We start from the raw sequence: 1,699 nt of genomic DNA on the forward strand, positions 1-1,699 counted from the left end.
CAGGGCACCGATTCGGCGCTCGACGTGCCGGCCGGCAGCGTTGCTGCGATGCAGCAGGCGTTCGAGGCCGCGTATCGGCAGCGCTACGCGTTCCTGATGCCCGGCACGCCGCTCGTGGCCGAACTTGCATCGGTCGAGGCGATCGGCCGCTCCGACGCGCCGGTGGAGATCGCGCCGCTCGCACCGCGCAATGAGGGCAATGAGGGCAACGGCGACGATGCCGCGCTGCGCGCCCATTCCGCGGTGCGCTTCTATTCCGGCGGCCAATGGCACGACGCGGCGCTCTACGTGCGCGACACGCTGCTCGCCGGCGACGCGATCGACGGCCCGGCGATCGTCGCCGAGAAGAACGGCACGACTGTCGTCGAGCCCGGCTGGCGCGCGCAGATGACCGCGCAGGGCAACCTCGTGCTGACGCGCACGACGCCGCTGCCGACGCGCCGTTCGCTCGGCACCGACGCCGATCCGGTGCGGCTCGAGATCTTCAACAACCTGTTCATGTCGATCGCCGAGCAGATGGGGCTGCGGCTGCAGAACACCGCGTACTCGGTGAACATCAAGGAGCGCCTCGACTTCTCGTGCGCGATCTTCGACGGCGACGGCAACCTGATCGCGAACGCGCCGCACATGCCCGTGCATCTCGGCTCGATGGGCGAGAGCATCCGCACGGTGATCGAGCGCAATCGCGGCCGCATGCGCGACGGCGACGTATTCATGCTGAACGACCCGTATCACGGCGGCACGCACCTGCCGGACGTGACGGTCATCACGCCGGTGTTCGCGGACGGTTCGGACACGCCGCTGTTCTACGTCGGCTCGCGCGGCCATCACGCGGACATCGGCGGCACGACGCCGGGCTCGATGCCGCCCGATTCGACGCATATCGACGAAGAGGGCGTGCTGATCGACAACTGGCAGCTCGTGTCGGCCGGCACGCTGCGCGATGCGGACACCCGCGCGCTGCTCGCGTCCGGCCGCTACCCGGCGCGCAACGTCGAGCAGAACATGGCCGACCTGCGCGCGCAGGTCGCCGCGAACCAGAAGGGCGTCGACGAGCTGCGCCGGATGGTCGCGCAGTTCGGCCGCGACGTGGTGCTCGCGTTCATGGGGCACGTGCAGGACAACGCGGAAGAAGCCGTGCGGCGTGTGATCGGCGCGCTGCAGGACGGCGCGTACCGCTACCCGCTCGACAATGGCGCGGAGATTCGCGTCGCGATCCGCGTCGACCGGGCGGCGCGGCGCGCGGAAATCGATTTCACGGGCACGTCCGCGCAGCTCGACAACAACTTCAACGCGCCGAAGGCCGTGTGCATGGCCGCCGTGCTGTACGTGTTCCGCACGCTGGTCGGCGACGACATCCCGCTGAACGCCGGCTGCCTGAAGCCGCTGACGGTGATCGTGCCCGCGCGCTCGATGCTGAACCCCGAGTATCCGGCGGCGGTCGTGTCGGGCAACGTCGAGACCTCGTCGGCGATCACCAACGCGCTGTACGGCGCGCTCGGCTGTGTCGCGTCGAGCCAGGGCACGATGAATAACTTCACATTCGGCAATGATCGCTACCAATACTACGAGACGATTGCGGGCGGCAGTGGTGCCGGCGACGGTTTCGCGGGCGTCGGCGCGGTGCAGACACACATGACGAACTCGCGGCTCACGGATCCGGAGGTGCTCGAATGGCGCTACCCGGTGCGGCTCGACT

At 68.9% G+C, this 1,699-nt stretch carries 1 protein-coding gene; it reads left to right on the top strand.

Annotation, left to right across the window (positions count from 1 at the left end; translation table 11 throughout):
- On the top strand, positions 1–1,699 hold a 1,699-nt coding region (locus JYJ84_RS35965), incomplete at both ends, for a hydantoinase B/oxoprolinase family protein (RefSeq protein WP_205190235.1).

Source organism: Burkholderia sp. LMG 13014, assembly GCF_905232215.1.
GTDB lineage: Bacteria > Pseudomonadota > Gammaproteobacteria > Burkholderiales > Burkholderiaceae > Burkholderia.